At 59.6% G+C, this 13,412-nt stretch carries 13 protein-coding genes; 12 read left to right on the plus strand and 1 reads right to left on the minus strand.

The window, feature by feature from the left end; translation table 11 throughout:
- Window positions 1-90 precede the first annotated feature (90 nt).
- The 10 genes from GCT19_RS04570 to GCT19_RS04615 all read left to right on the plus strand — a co-directional run bounded on the left by GCT19_RS04570 (window position 91) and on the right by GCT19_RS04615 (window position 9,839).
- Entirely contained in the window at window positions 91-1,068 is a 978-nt protein-coding gene (locus tag GCT19_RS04570) for a LysR family transcriptional regulator (protein ID WP_026228873.1), read from the plus strand.
- Window positions 1,069-1,186: 118 nt separating this feature from the next.
- The gene (locus tag GCT19_RS04575) at window positions 1,187-2,101 is read left to right on the plus strand and encodes a LysR family transcriptional regulator (protein WP_018436361.1); all 915 of its coding nucleotides are present in this window, start codon (window positions 1,187-1,189) and stop codon (window positions 2,099-2,101) included.
- A gap of 106 nt (window positions 2,102-2,207) precedes the next feature.
- On the plus strand, window positions 2,208-3,338 hold the full coding sequence (locus tag GCT19_RS04580; RefSeq protein WP_152851153.1) for a DSD1 family PLP-dependent enzyme: 1,131 nt from the start codon (window positions 2,208-2,210) through the stop codon (window positions 3,336-3,338).
- 85 nt (window positions 3,339-3,423) lie between these two features.
- Window positions 3,424-3,834: a RidA family protein gene (locus GCT19_RS04585; protein WP_026228871.1), complete on the plus strand. Its 411-nt coding sequence runs from the start codon at window positions 3,424-3,426 to the stop codon at window positions 3,832-3,834.
- 23 nt (window positions 3,835-3,857) lie between these two features.
- Complete coding sequence (locus tag GCT19_RS04590) at window positions 3,858-5,189, plus strand: dicarboxylate/amino acid:cation symporter (RefSeq protein ID WP_152851154.1); 1,332 nt, start codon at window positions 3,858-3,860, stop codon at window positions 5,187-5,189.
- Complete coding sequence (locus tag GCT19_RS04595; protein ID WP_152851155.1) at window positions 5,186-6,586, plus strand: pyridoxal phosphate-dependent decarboxylase family protein; 1,401 nt, start codon at window positions 5,186-5,188, stop codon at window positions 6,584-6,586. The genes GCT19_RS04590 and GCT19_RS04595 overlap by 4 nt, the downstream gene beginning before the upstream one ends.
- Window positions 6,587-6,633: 47 nt before the next feature.
- Window positions 6,634-7,287 (plus strand): TetR/AcrR family transcriptional regulator, encoded by a 654-nt coding sequence (locus GCT19_RS04600; RefSeq protein WP_227749178.1) that lies wholly within the window; start codon window positions 6,634-6,636, stop codon window positions 7,285-7,287.
- Window positions 7,288-7,350: 63 nt separating this feature from the next.
- Window positions 7,351-8,229, plus strand: a complete 879-nt coding sequence (locus GCT19_RS04605) for a DMT family transporter (RefSeq protein ID WP_152851156.1) — start codon at window positions 7,351-7,353, stop codon at window positions 8,227-8,229.
- Window positions 8,226-8,993, plus strand: a complete 768-nt coding sequence (locus tag GCT19_RS04610) for an alpha/beta fold hydrolase (protein ID WP_321576752.1) — start codon at window positions 8,226-8,228, stop codon at window positions 8,991-8,993. The genes GCT19_RS04605 and GCT19_RS04610 overlap by 4 nt, the downstream gene beginning before the upstream one ends.
- Before the next feature lie 57 nt (window positions 8,994-9,050).
- Window positions 9,051-9,839, plus strand: a complete 789-nt coding sequence (locus GCT19_RS04615) for an SDR family oxidoreductase (protein ID WP_152851158.1) — start codon at window positions 9,051-9,053, stop codon at window positions 9,837-9,839.
- A gap of 1,029 nt (window positions 9,840-10,868) precedes the next feature.
- Here the strand turns inward: GCT19_RS04615 and GCT19_RS04625 are convergent.
- The gene (locus tag GCT19_RS04625; protein WP_018436352.1) at window positions 10,869-11,489 is read right to left on the minus strand and encodes an HD domain-containing protein; all 621 of its coding nucleotides are present in this window, start codon (window positions 11,487-11,489) and stop codon (window positions 10,869-10,871) included.
- Between the two features lie 323 nt (window positions 11,490-11,812).
- Here GCT19_RS04625 and frmR point away from each other — a divergent pair, with 323 nt between their 5' ends.
- Complete coding sequence (gene frmR, locus GCT19_RS04630; protein ID WP_152851159.1) at window positions 11,813-12,088, plus strand: formaldehyde-responsive transcriptional repressor FrmR; 276 nt, start codon at window positions 11,813-11,815, stop codon at window positions 12,086-12,088.
- Between the two features lie 51 nt (window positions 12,089-12,139).
- Window positions 12,140-13,249: an S-(hydroxymethyl)glutathione dehydrogenase/class III alcohol dehydrogenase gene (locus GCT19_RS04635; RefSeq protein WP_152851160.1), complete on the plus strand. Its 1,110-nt coding sequence runs from the start codon at window positions 12,140-12,142 to the stop codon at window positions 13,247-13,249.
- Window positions 13,250-13,412: the final 163 nt, after the last annotated feature.

Genomic DNA, 13,412 nt, shown 5'->3' on the forward strand with positions numbered 1-13,412 from the left:
TTGGAGACATTCTAGGAACGAGGCATTCGGGGCTTATTTTGTTTTATTATCGGGGCATCACCTTTTGGTTATGTCTGGATTCCCACTATCGTGTCATTCAACACGGACGAAGTGATAAGGCGCCTGGGCGCACGCCTGAAGATGCGCCATCTCATGTTGCTGCTGCAGATACGGCAGCATGGCTCTCTTACTCGCGTAGCCGAGCACATGGCAAGCAGTCAGCCAGCCATCACGAATGCCCTCGCTGAACTGGAAGATATGTTCGGTGGCTCGCTGTTCGAGCGTTCCTCGCGCGGCATGATTCCGACGCCGCTCGGCACCACCGTCCTCGCGCGCGCTGAGTCGATGCTGCACGATCTCGACCACCTCGCATCCGATGTCGGCGCACTGATCTCGGGCCACGCGACGCGGTTTCACATTGGCGTGATTTCCTTCATTTCGGGAAAGACTCTGGCGTCGGCAATCCGTCATACGCAGTCGCAGATTTCGCAGCGGCTCACTTTTTCCATCCACGAAGACACGAGCGAAGGACTAATGTCCCAATTGCGCGACCATACGCTCGACATTGTGATCGGACGGGCATCGTCGAGCGTCGATCTCGACAATCTGCATTTCGAGGTAATTCATCAGCAAAAACCCCGTCTGATTGCTTCGCGACGCCTCGCCGCCAGACTCTCACGCAGCGCAATGAACTGGCGAAAACTCGCCGAACTCGACTGGATTCTCGGTGCATCGCAAACCCCGATGCGCGACCAGATATCCGATCTGTTCCTGCACGCCGGTGTTACACCGCCCTTTCCTGTTGTGGAAAGTCTTTCGCCGCGGCTGATCGGCGAGACGGTCGCATTGAACGAGAACGCCGTGTCCATCATGCCGGCAGACATCGCGGAAGAACTCGTACGAATAGCGGGCGTGGCGATTGTCCCCTATGCGTTCGACTGGACGTTGCCACCCGTTACGCTGTTCACCCGCCCGGGCATTCCGCGCGAGATCGACACGATTTTCGCCGCATCATTGCGTGCGCAATATCAGAACAAGGTAGTGAACGATCCAGCGTCGCTCGGCTAGGGTGGCCGATGGTCCTGCTTGAGAAACATCAGCGGTTTCTATTGCGCCCGCATGATCGTATGCTTGCGCCCACCACACCGAATTCGGCGCGTATCGCGCTGCCGTTAAGGAGCAGCAAATGCTGGATCTGGACGACCTACGTCTGATACGCGCTGTGGGCGTCTCTCGCTCACTGGCCTCAGCGGCGCAATTGCTGAATCTCACTCCCCCTGCGGTCACGATCCGTTTGCAGCGGATGGAGGAGCGACTACGTATCCGCCTCGCCGTACGGAAGGCCAAGGGCATTTCACTCACAGAGGAAGGACAGCGCCTACACCAGGAAGCGGTTGAAATTCTTGAACGAGTCGAAGCATTGCCGGCACATATCTCCGGAGAGCACGGCGAGGTAACGGGCTCTCTGCGCGTCGTCGCTCCGTTCGGATTCGGGCGAATCCACGTATCGCAGATCGTGCGAAAACTCCACCTGTCGCATCCCGGGCTTGAAGTGTCGCTCCACCTGTCAGAAAGTCCATTGGTCAACGCTGCCAGTGCGGACGTGGTGATACATATAGGCGAGCTCAAGTCCTCATCCTGGGTTGGCTATCCACTCGCACCGAATGATCGGCTTCTGTGTGCAAGCCCCGCATACGCGAAAAGCATCAAGGGATTGAATCAGCCAGCGGATCTGGTCAACTATCACTGTATATGCTTGCGGGAAAACGATGAAGACCTGCCCCGCTGGCGCTTTTCCCTGAAGAGCGACCCAAAGCGGACCACGGTCCTGCGCGTGTCTGGCAAGTTGTCCGCAAACGACGGGACGGTGATTACCGATTGGGCATTGGCCGGGCTCGGCATTGTCGAGCGTTCCGAGTGGGATGTCGCCCCCTTGCTCGCGACCGGAAAACTCGTCCGCTTGCTGCCGGACTGGAATCTACCCCCTGCTCCGGTAACAGCGCTGCTGCCCTCACGAACGGGCATGTCCATCAGACAGCGCATCTTTCTGGAGACCGCGAGGGCCTTCCTTAACCCAGCGCCATGGAGAAGCCGCGGATAATTGTCACGGATTTATCTGTGCTTAATTCCGCATTATCCGTTCGTTAAACAACGGAGAACGCACTGCGCATATAGTTGTCACATAGGCCCCACTGTGAGACAGCAACATGAGCATTGACACCCTGAACACCCCTGCCGCCCTGATCGATGTGGCTCGAATGCGCCACAACATCGACAACATGCAAGCGCGACTCGACAAGCTCGGAGTCAGATTTCGCCCCCACGTCAAAACGACAAAATGCAAGCAGGTCGTAGATGCACAAGTCGCAGCGGGCGCTTGCGGCATCACCGTTTCGACGCTCAAGGAAGCGGAGCAGCTTTTTGCCAGCGGCGTTCGCGACATCGTCTACGCGGTCGGCATGGTGCCGACGAAACTCCCGCAAGCGCTTGCGCTGCGCCAACGAGGCTGTGACCTGAAGATTGTCGTCGATAGCCTTCAGGTCGCACGCGCTGTTGCCGATTTTGGGCGCGAACATGATGAGCGCTTCGAAGTCTGGGTGGAAATCGATGTCGACGGACATCGGTCAGGCATACAGCCCGATGATGATCTGCTGGTCGAGGTGGGCCGGACACTGGTCGCGGGTGGTATGACTCTCGGTGGGGTCCTCGCACACGCTGGCTCGAGCTACGAGTACAGTACACGTGCCGCGCTCGTGCAAATTGCGGAGCAGGAGCGCAGCCGTACCGTGCGCGCGGCAGAACGCCTTCGTGCCGCCGGCCTTCCCTGCCCCGTCGTCAGTATCGGCTCTACGCCGACCGCACTCTCCGCGGAACGTCTTGAAGGCGTCACCGAGGTTCGCGCCGGCGTTTACGTGATGTTCGACCTCGTCATGCACAACGTCGGTGTTTGTGATATCGAAAATATCGCACTCTCTGTGCTGACCACGGTAATCGGCCACCAGGAGGACAAGGGCTGGGCAATCGTCGATGCGGGCTGGATGGCACTGAGCCGGGACCGCGGCACGCAAAAACAGGCTCACGACTTCGGCTACGGGCAGGTTTGCACTGAAGACGGGCGAGTGCTCGGCGACTATCTGGTCAGCGGAGCAAACCAGGAACACGGCATCGTTGCCCGCGTCTCCAGCCCCGACGCCAATATCGCGGAGACGTTGCCGATTGGCACGCGGCTGCGCATCTTGCCCAATCACGCCTGCGCCACCGGCGCGCAGCATCCCGAATATCAGGCGGTGAATACCGACGGTTCCACTGAAGCCTGGCCGCGTTTCTACGGCTGGTAAGCCTTCACGAGTCCAGACATCCATCTGGTATCTGTCAGCAGCGAGTACGCGGTTTCGTGTGGCTCGCTTCATCCAGGATTTCGAAATGTCCACCGAATCTCACACTTCGACCATTACTTGTTCGAACGCGCCTGCTATGCCGCCCCCCGCTGGTCACTACTCGCACGTTTGCGTCGCGAACGGGTTCGTCTTCGTCTCCGGACAATTGCCCATTGATTCGGCAGGAAAGCCCTTGAGTGACGAACCGTTCGAAGCGCAAGTCGGCCAGGTCCTCCGCAATGTCGATGCCTGCCTAAACGCCGTGGGTACTACTCGCAATCGGCTGGTTCAGGTCCGGGTGTTCGTTTCGGATATTAAAAATTGGCCGGCTTTCAACAAACTCTACGCGGAATGGATTGGCACCCATAGGCCAGCGCGAGCCGTTGCGCAATCGACTTCCCTCCATTACGGCGCCGCCGTCGAAGTGGAAGGCGTCGCCTTGGCCACTGCGGCCTGAAAACCAGCAGAGGAGACGTCATCATGAAAAGACTAAAACTCGCCCATTGGATTATGTTCGGTATGGTACTGGGGGTCCTTGTCGGATACGCCTGCAACCGGTATGCGGGAAATGAAGCAACCGCAAAAGCCATCGCCGCCGACTTTGGCGTGGTGACGGGCATCTTTCTTCGACTGGTCAAAATGATTATCGCGCCACTAGTCTTCGCTACGCTCGTCTCCGGCATTTCGAGCATGGATAGCGGCAAGTCGATTGGTCGCATCGGCGCGAAAACGATTGGATGGTTCGTCGTCGCGTCGCTGATCTCTCTCACCATTGGACTGCTGTTCGTCAATATCGCGCGACCCGGCGCACATCTGAATCTGCCGCTACCTGCAGCGGATGTTCACCCCAACCTGCAAACGAGCGCGCTGAACTTCAAGGACTTTCTGACCCACATGTTTCCAAGCAGCGTTATCGAAGCAATGGCAAACAACCAGATCATGCAGATCCTGGTGTTCTCGCTGTTCTTCGGCATCGCACTTGGCAAAGTTCCCGGTCTGCCCGGTGAGTTCCTCAAGCGCTCGATCGACGGTCTCATGGACGTCATGCTTCGCGCGACGAATGCGGTCATGCTCTTCGCACCTGTCGGCGTTTTCGCCGCAATCGCGGGCGCGGTCACCTCACAAGGTCTGGGAATCATCTTTACGTACGGCAAGCTCATCGGATGGTTCTACGTTGCCCTGTTCACTCTGTGGGGCGCGCTGTATTTCGCGGGCCGCGCGGCCCTCGGTTGCCGCATGGGTCAACTGTTCAGGAGCATCCGCGAACCGATGATCATTGCCTTCTCCACTGCCAGCAGCGAAGCCGCCTACCCGAAGCTGACCGAAGTCCTGCAGGAATTTGGCGTACGAAAGCGCCTCGTCGGCTTCGTTCTACCGCTCGGCTATTCGTTCAACCTGGACGGCTCCATGGTCTACCAGGCGTTCGCGGCCATCTTCATTGCGCAGGCGTTTGGCGTAGATATGCCCATCGGCATCCAGATAACGATGCTTCTCATCCTCATGGTCAGCAGCAAGGGCATGGCTGCCGTACCACGCGGCTCGCTGGTGGTCGTGGCCGCAATTCTCCCGATGTTCCACTTGCCGGAAGCTGGCTTGCTGCTCGTCATGGGCATCGACCAGATTCTGGATATGGGGCGCACGGCGACCAACGTGCTGGGCAACAGTATCGCGACCGCCGTCGTTGCAAAATGGGAGGGTGAACTCGCTGCTGCTGGCACGCCCGAAAACGAAGAGGCCGTCATCGGCACCAGCTCCAATGAGCACGCGGCGCAGTACCTGCATTTAACGAAACCTCCGGGACGAACCATATGAAACTCGACGAAAGTGTAAAAGCAGCCGGCCTGACGCCGACAGCTGAGTTGCTGCAGGACGCCGGTCAACGTGCGCTCGCTTATGTTCAGTCTGTGCATGACAGGCCCGTCAACGTTTCTACCCAGGCATTGCAAGGCCTGAATGCATTCCGGCACTCACTGCCAGACGCCGGGCTGGATGCACGTGAAGTGTTGCGCCGCCTCGACGAGGCTGGGTCACCTGCTACCGTCGCGACAACAGGCGGACGGTACTTCGGTTTGGTCATCGGCGGCGCGCTGCCTGCAACCATCGCTGCGAACTGGCTTACGACTGCCTGGGATCAGAACGCATGCTTTCGGTGGACTTCGCCAATTGCGGCAACGCTCGAAGACGTTGCGTTACGCTGGATCGGCGATCTGTTCGGCTTGCCGGACGACATTGGAGGAGCCTTCGTTACAGGTGCCTCGATGGCGAACTTCGCGGCGCTGGCGGCAGCACGCCACGCTCTGCTATCCCGCCTGGGCTGGGACGTGGAGGCGAAGGGACTCTACGGCGCTCCGGAACTCCGGGTAGTTGTCAGTAAAGAGACTCACGTTACCGTGTCCAAGGCATTGTCGATGTTAGGACTCGGACGCGAGCGGGTCATCGTCGTGCCGACGGATCACCAGGGCCGGATGCGAGTCAGCGAGCTTCCGGAACTCGATGAGCAAACCATCGTGTGCATCCAGGCAGGCAACGTGAATACCGGCGACTTCGATCCTGCGCGTGAAATATGCCGACTTGCGAGGAAAGCCGGGGCCTGGGTCCATGTCGATGGTGCATTCGGCCTATGGGCGCTTGCAAACCGTCAGTTCGACACCCTGACGGATGGCTTCGCCGAAGCCGACTCCTGGGCGACGGATGGGCATAAATGGCTCAACGTCCCGTATGACAATGGCATCGTTCTGGTGCGCAGAGCTGCCACTCTGCGTGCGGCAATGTCGTTGAACGCCGCATACCTGGCAGAGGGTGATGCGACTGAGCGGGAACCGTCGCACTACACGCCGGAATCGTCACGGCGGGCGCGTGGCGTGGATATCTGGGCCGCGCTTCTCAATCTCGGTAGAGATGGCGTTGCGGCGCTAGTCGAACGTACTTGCCGTTATGCCGGAATGTTCGCCCAAGGTCTCGAGGCCAGTGGCTATGAAATCCTGAATCATGTCGCACTCAACCAGGTGCTCGTCTCATTTGGTACGCCGGAGATGACGCGGGCCGTGATTAACCGTCTTCAAGCCGAGGGGATTTGCTGGTGTGGCGGCACAGTATGGCAGGGCCGCGTCGCCATGCGAATCAGCGTCTCCAGTTGGGCCACCACCGACGCCGATGTGCAGACGAGCCTCCGGGCAATGATTCGTGCCGCGGAGACCTGTGCGCCGTGATGCGTTCTAAGGATCGATGGGCTTTTTCATGATCTTACAAAGCGTTATTGACTTTTCTGGACTGCCCGGTTTATAAATTGACAATGCGCAACGTAAACACCATCACCGACCGGCAGCGAGGACGTCCCCGCGAGTTCGACGTCGACCACACTATCGAGCGTGCAATGCAGGTCTTCTGGACGCTCGGTTATCAAGGCACGTCTTTGCCGGACCTCATGCAAGCGACCGGGCTTTCCCGAGGGAGCCTGTACGCAGCCTTCGGCGACAAACACGGTCTTTTCCTGCTCGCCCTCGATCACTACATCGTGCAGGCACTCAAGCGTCTCGACTTCGAGCTTGCGTCGGGCCAGAAAGCCCTGGCGGGGCTAAAGGCGTGTATGGACGGCTATGTCGAGCGTACCAATGGTGCTGCCGGCAAGCGAGGCTGCCTGGTTGTGGCTACAGCCATGGAATTGGCGGCACATGACCACGAGGTTTCAAACCGGATCGCCTATTTTTTCAGGGCAATGGAAACCCGGTTGGCCAACGCGTTGAAGCGCGCCCAGAAAGAAGGCGATCTGGGCAGGAACGTTAGCCCTGAGGCGGCGGCTCACGTGCTTGTTTGCTTTCTCGAAGGGCTGCGTGTCGTTCGCAAAACAGGAATCGAATCCGACAGGGCAAAGGATGCCGTGCAGACACTTATCCGCAGCCTGGCAGGTTAACCGCTGACGATGGGACGCGATGCATTCCTGCATCTTTTTTTAGACTGATTGGTTTAGATATCAATGGAAGCTATCCATATAGCAGCGGCCCTGCTTGTTCCCTTGCTGTGGGGATTTCAGTTTGCGGTCGTAAAAGCGGGGCTCACGGTGTTGCCACCGCTATTCTTCGCTGGCCTGCGATTTGCCGTGATTGCCGCGATTCTCATACCCTTCGTGGCACGAATTCGGGGCCCCGAGATTTGGCCGATCTTCCTTATTTCCTGCTTCATGGGAGGGGTAAATTTCGCGTGTTCCTACATAGGGTTGACGCAATCGCCGGTCGGAATTGCCGGGATTGCCAACCAGCTGTGGACCCCGTTCACCCTGATGCTTGCCTGGCCAATGCTCGGAGAAAAATCCTCTGCCCGAATGGTGATCGGCGTCGGCTTAGCGCTATGTGGTGTAGTCCTTTCAATCGCAGATCCGGGCTTGAAGATCTCGACCATTCCGACTTTGTTTTTGATCGCGTCTGCCTTCGGATTGGCTATGGGCAACGTACTGGCCAGGAAATTCGGCCCTTTCGACCCGGTGAAGCTCTTCGCCTGGCTGTCGTTCTTCACGGCATTCCAGCTGCTTGGACTTTCGATGATCGTGGAGGGTGGGCAGATCGAGGCGCTTCAGCGGGCGTCGAGTTCTGAGTGGCTGGCTTTCGCCTTTACCGTGATACTCGGCGGTATCGCCGCATTTACCATCTGGTTCTGGCTTATAGCCCGATTCTCGATGGCTCGGGTAGCCCCCTACGCCTTGCTTCAATCATTCTTCGCGATTGGCGCTGGCGTCGCTTTCAGGCATGAACCCATTACCCCTACGCTGATTTTGGGCGCCATTATCTGCGTTTCGGGAGTCGCGCTCAGCCAGTGGCCGATCTCCACCCGTCTTCGTAATGAAGACGGGGTGCAGTGAATCGCTCGCAAAGGCTCCGCAAATTCTTTATCGAAAAAATCGAGGAACAAATAGTCATGGCGAAATTCGTTCTTGTTCATGGTGCTTTTCAGGGCGGCTGGGTGTACGCGAGAGTCGCCCGCAAGCTTCGCGAGGCGGGACATGATGTCTACACTCCCACGCTGACCGGCCTCGGGGAACGCTCTCACCTGGCTGACCGGGCGATCAACCTGGACACGCACATTCAGGATGTTGTCAACGTCTTCAAGTACGAGGACATCACCGACGCAATCTTGTGCGGTCACTCGTATGGCGGCCTGGTCATCACTGGCGTAGCGCATGAAATCGGGGAGCGCATCCGCACGCTCTTCTATCTTGACGCCTATGCGCCAGCCGATGGGCAGTCACTTGTCGATATCACCGGCGCCGAGACCGCGCTGGCCTTCCTTGCGCAGGCGGGCCAAAACGACGGAATGATTCCGCCTATTCCAGCCGCCATATTCAATGTGAACAATGCGGACGCCGCGTGGGTCGACAGCATGTCAGGGCCGCAGCCGCTGGCCACGTTCATTCAAGGCGTTCGGGCAGGAGTGGATTCGGCCCCCGTTGCCAATCGCACCTATGTATTCGCGAGCGACAACGGAGGAGACTGGTTTGTCGACACGTATGCCCGATTGAAGGACGCCTCCCGGTGGAAGGTCCACGCTATTCCATGCGGACACTCCATCATGCTCGACCGTCCGGCGGACCTGGCTGCGCTACTGCTGGCAGAAGCCACGCATTGAGGTTGCGCTGTTCAGACTGCCCCAACGTCTTAAGGACGGCGCTATCGCCGGCAAAAAATGAACCTGGTACCCGCATCGAGCAGTCAACTTTCCGAATCGCCGCACACGGATGAGTCAACCCGCTATATGTTGCTGACCGGTGCCAGTCGCGGAATCGGACATGCGACCGTCAAACTGTTCCAGCAGCACAACTGGGATGTTTTCACTGTTTCGCGGCAGCCCTTCTCCAAAGACTGCAAGTGGCCGGCCGCACGGGAGTCGCATATCCAGGCAGACCTTGCCGATCTGAATTCCGTCGAGGAGATTGCCGACGAGGTGCGGCGGCGACTTCCGCACGGCAAACTGCACGCGCTCGTGAACAATGCAGGAATCTCACCTAAGGGCAAGAACCGAACGCGACTTGGCGTACTCGACAGCGACATCCACACGTGGTCGTCCGTCCTCAACGTCAATCTCATCTCCAACGCCTTGCTCGCCAGGGCTCTGTTTCCTGAACTTGCACGTGGCAAGGGCGCAATTGTCAATGTCACGTCTATTGCCGGTTTCAAGGTCCATCCATTTGCGGGTACCGCTTATGCAGCGTCCAAAGCAGCACTTTTCGCTCTGACGCGGGAGATGGCTCACGAATTTGGGCCCCACGGGATACGTGTCAATGCGATCGCTCCCGGCGAGATCGATACCTCGATTCTGTCTCCAGGTACCGAAAATATAGTCAACAACGAAATTCCGCTTCATCGTTTGGGCGACCCTCGTGAGGTGGCGGAGACGATCCACTTCCTTTGTGGGCCGGCTTCGTCTTACATCAATGGCACCGAGATTCACATCGACGGAGGCCAGCACGTCTGACTTACCGGACACCCGTATCGTCGCGTTTGCGCAATCGGTGCACTCACGCAACCGGTTTCCGGCGACGAGGTGAAGGGCACGGCGATGCCGACAACGAAATATCGGCCAGCCGCTTCACTATTGCCTTGCATGCCCCATCATGGGCTTGCGCCGACATGCCTTGCACAACCGCCCCGTAAAGGCGGGCGAGAGCTTCGGTGTCGGTCTCAGTGGCAAGCTCACCCTCGGCGACGGCACGGTCGAAGCGTGCCTTGACGGTCTGGAACCAGGACTCCCGCCGCTCGGCGACCGTCTGCCCGGTAAATCGATCAGGCGCGCCAGTACCAACTGCTGCGCTCCAATTGACACCATCTGCTGCTTCATTTTCATCGCCTCGCGATCAACAATGGCATCAGCGTGGGCCGGGACTCTCCATTGTTCGACTTCAACGACCGGACCGCGTTGGGCACGCTGCATTGATCCCGGGATTAAGCACCCCGAAGTGCAGAACTTGCGGCGACGTCGCAGCGCGCGGCAAGTACGACCCCGGCGGTTCCCTGCCGGGGTCTCCTCAAGCAGGTTGTCCTATCTCGCGTGTCAGCAAGACACCCCAATGACAAAAGCATACGGGCGCAGCAACAGCGGGCGAGCAAGTGCTCCCGATGTACTCCCGCACATGTCGCCCGCCGCTCGCACCGTCTCCTCGCCGCTGATGAACGCGTCGCGAGGCATACCAGGCCCACGAAGTGTCAGTCGGACTGTACGCGTGCGGTCAGTCAGATCGGCTACCGCGACTCGAATGCGCCCTTGCGCGTCTCGCGCGGCGATACATGCGATCGCTGACATCTGCGAGACCCCGCTCTCCCGTCCACGCACCTAGCATCAATTGTCTCGATCCGCGCCCCTTCCGGCGCCGCCGTCTAACCGGCGAACCACGCGCCCCCGGACAGCGCGGTCTGGCGCGGACAGAAGCCGGCCATCGCAATGCGTTCGTGTGTCTGCTAACCCGGTTTGGGACGCCGAAGCCTGAGTCGCAATGGTCGCCTGGGCTTACTGCGATTCCGGCGTCTCCGACGCGAGCCGCCACGTGAGATTCCCGCGAGCACGCATCTCGCATCTCGCGTGGAAATAGTCCGTGAAATAGATGCGAGGTCGTGCAAGCAGGCCGCCGAGAAACTTTCGCTCCTGCAAGTCATACGCCAGGTCGTCGAGGTCCGAGCGCTCCCTGCGTACGCGCACTCCTTCCGCGAGAAACCGGGATCTCGCGGCGCCTAGCACAGCGAGGTCGATGTCGCACGTAAAGCGCTCGTCGGGCTCTTCCGGCGCGCCGGTATGTCGGGTGGCGAGGATCATTTCGCAGATGTGCTCACACATCATGATGCGATCGTCGGCCGAGCGTCGAAGCCAGTCCGCGCTGCGCTGCTCGTTGTCGCCTGCGCCTGGAACATAGACGACGTCGTGGCACCACAGCGCAAGTTCCACGAGATCCGGATGCGGAATGGCGCTGCACGCGAAATCGAAATAGCGCAGACAGCGGCGAACGTGACGCAACGTGTGATAGTGACGAATGGGTTCGCTGTAACGTTGCGCGAGATCGGCATAGACAGCCTCGGCGCGTGCGCCCCCGCAGCGCGTCCATAACTCGACGAAGCGTTCCTGCAAGTGGCTCATCTCTGCTCCTTTGCGCACTTCGGCTCACTACGACTGCCCGCCGCTTTCTTCAGCAGGCTGCTCAGAGAAACTCCGCGCGAATGTCGATGCTGGAGCGTCGACCGAGATCCGCGTAGTGCCGCGCGAGCCACGCATCGGCCCAGTTTGTGCAGCGCATACAACCTCGTCGCGGCACGACCCATAGAAACTCATTATGCGCCCGATGCACCTAGGAGCAGTCCGGTCATTCACCTGGTATTGCGGCCGCCGAATCGTCCGAAAACGTGTACTCCCCCCAAGTATTCGCCTATACTGCCCCCTAGTATCCATACATCGTTGCTGTCATGCCTTATTCCGCCGAAGAAAAGAAACGCGTCCTGACACGCGTGCGCAGGGTTCGCGGGCAGTTGGACGCGCTCGAGCGCGCGCTGGAGGAAGGCGCCGATTGCGCTCCGGTGCTCCAGCAACTGGCGGCCATCCGCGGCGCGATCAACGGTGTGATGGCCGGTGTGCTCGAAAGCCATCTGCGCGAGGAGTTCACGCACCTTGCGGGGTCCGCGGATGCCTCTTCCGGGTCCATCGACGATGTCGTGACCCTCGTTCGAACCTATTTACGCTAGTACCATGCGGGAATTCCACCCCGCAGTTGGCCGCCCCTTTAAAGGACCACTATGAAATCGCGTGCTGCAGTTGCGTTTGCGCCAGGTAAGCCCCTCGAGATCGTCGAGATCGACGTCGAACCGCCTCGCAAGGGCGAGGTGCTGATCAAGATTACCCATACTGGTGTTTGCCACACCGATGCCTTCACACTCTCGGGGGACGATCCCGAAGGCCTCTTCCCCGTCGTGCTCGGTCACGAGGGCGCCGGCATCGTCGTCGAAGTGGGTGAAGGCGTGACGAGCGTAAAACCCGGCGATCACGTGATCCCCCTCTACACCGCGGAATGTGGCGAGTGTCTGTTCTGCAAGAGCGGCAAGACCAATCTGTGCGTGTCCGTGCGCGCCACTCAGGGCAAAGGGGTGATGCCCGACGGCACGACCCGCTTCAGCTACAACGGCCAGCCCATCTATCACTACATGGGCTGCTCCACGTTCAGCGAGTACACCGTGGTGGCCGAGGTGTCGCTCGCCAGAATCAACCCGCAGGCCAATCCCGAGCAGGTATGCCTACTCGGCTGCGGCGTAACCACGGGTCTGGGCGCGGTGAAGAACACCGCCAAGGTGCAGGAAGGCGATACCGTCGCCGTCTTCGGGTTGGGCGGCATCGGCCTCGCCGTGATCCAGGGCGCCAAGCTCGCCAAGGCTGGCCGCATCATCGCGATCGACACCAATCCGGGCAAGTTCGACCTGGCGCGCGCCTTTGGAGCGACCGACTGCCTCAACCCCAAGGATTACGCAAAGCCGATCCAGCAGGTGATCGTCGAAATGACAGACTGGGGCGTGGACCACAGCTTCGAATGCATCGGCAACGTCAACGTGATGCGTGCGGCGCTCGAATGCGCGCACCGTGGCTGGGGCCAGTCGGTCGTCATTGGCGTGGCCGGAGCAGGTCAGGAAATCTCTACCCGTCCGTTCCAGCTCGTGACCGGCCGCCGCTGGCTGGGCACCGCCTTTGGCGGCGTGAAGGGCCGCTCGGAACTGCCCGGCATGGTCGAAGACGCGATGGAGGGCAAGATCCAGCTCGCGCCGTTCGTCACCCACACCAAGCCGCTCTCTGGCATCAATGAAGCCTTCGATTTGATGCACGAGGGCAAATCGATCCGGACCGTGGTGCATTACTGACACTGAAGGACGGCGAGAGACCATGGTCTCGGCAGGCTGAGCGCGGCATCGGGAACGGCGCCGGGAACTTCGCGGGCGCCGCATCCACCGATCAGGTATGCGTTCGCCCGCGCTTCATGGGCAATCGCGGATGATCCGGGCCGTGGGTCATTCCGGAGTGGGA

Origin of the sequence: Paraburkholderia atlantica, assembly GCF_009362785.1 — a bacterium.
Taxonomy (GTDB): domain Bacteria; phylum Pseudomonadota; class Gammaproteobacteria; order Burkholderiales; family Burkholderiaceae; genus Paraburkholderia; species Paraburkholderia atlantica.

What these genes read in the sequence shown, in the direction of transcription:
- frmR (WP_152851159.1), top strand. Translation starts at nt 11,813, where the DNA reads ATGCCTTATTCCGCCGAAGAAAAGAAACGCGTCCTGACACGCGTGCGC.
- GCT19_RS04585 (WP_026228871.1), top strand. Translation starts at nt 3,424, where the DNA reads ATGTCCACCGAATCTCACACTTCGACCATTACTTGTTCGAACGCGCCT.
- GCT19_RS04595 (WP_152851155.1), top strand. Translation starts at nt 5,186, where the DNA reads ATGAAACTCGACGAAAGTGTAAAAGCAGCCGGCCTGACGCCGACAGCT.
- GCT19_RS04605 (WP_152851156.1), top strand. Translation starts at nt 7,351, where the DNA reads ATGGAAGCTATCCATATAGCAGCGGCCCTGCTTGTTCCCTTGCTGTGG.
- GCT19_RS04580 (WP_152851153.1), top strand. Translation starts at nt 2,208, where the DNA reads ATGAGCATTGACACCCTGAACACCCCTGCCGCCCTGATCGATGTGGCT.
- GCT19_RS04615 (WP_152851158.1), top strand. Translation starts at nt 9,051, where the DNA reads ATGAACCTGGTACCCGCATCGAGCAGTCAACTTTCCGAATCGCCGCAC.
- GCT19_RS04625 (WP_018436352.1), bottom strand. Translation starts at nt 11,489, where the DNA reads ATGAGCCACTTGCAGGAACGCTTCGTCGAGTTATGGACGCGCTGCGGG.
- GCT19_RS04590 (WP_152851154.1), top strand. Translation starts at nt 3,858, where the DNA reads ATGAAAAGACTAAAACTCGCCCATTGGATTATGTTCGGTATGGTACTG.
- GCT19_RS04575 (WP_018436361.1), top strand. Translation starts at nt 1,187, where the DNA reads ATGCTGGATCTGGACGACCTACGTCTGATACGCGCTGTGGGCGTCTCT.
- GCT19_RS04635 (WP_152851160.1), top strand. Translation starts at nt 12,140, where the DNA reads ATGAAATCGCGTGCTGCAGTTGCGTTTGCGCCAGGTAAGCCCCTCGAG.